The organism is Anoxybacillus sp. ST4 (assembly GCF_019448545.1).
Lineage (GTDB): Bacteria > Bacillota > Bacilli > Bacillales > Anoxybacillaceae > Anoxybacillus > Anoxybacillus pushchinoensis.
This window is the reverse complement of sequence record NZ_JAHZOE010000123.1, coordinates 1-228: the sequence shown is the minus strand read 5'-3', so window position 1 is coordinate 228 and position 228 is coordinate 1. Positions and strand designations below refer to the sequence as shown.

1 protein-coding gene is annotated in these 228 nt (G+C 43.4%); it reads left to right on the top strand.

Going from position 1 to position 228, the window contains the following annotated elements; translation table 11 throughout:
• The coding region (locus K1I44_RS15285; protein ID WP_219986648.1) for an IS66 family transposase at positions 1–228 on the top strand (228 nt) is incomplete at both ends.

Below are 228 nucleotides of genomic sequence, written 5' to 3'. Positions count from 1 at the left end.
GCTCGTTGTTTATTTGCATCATATCCAATTGATCCCTTACAAGCGTTTAAGTGATACAATCGAAGCGTTATATCAACACTCGGTTAGTACAGGAACCCTTGCCAATATGGTGAAACGAGGACGCGAAGCGCTGGAATCCAATATGGACATGATCGAAGACGCCTTACTTGACTCTAACATCTTGCATGTCGATGAAACGAGTTTGCGCATCAATGGTAAACTCGCATG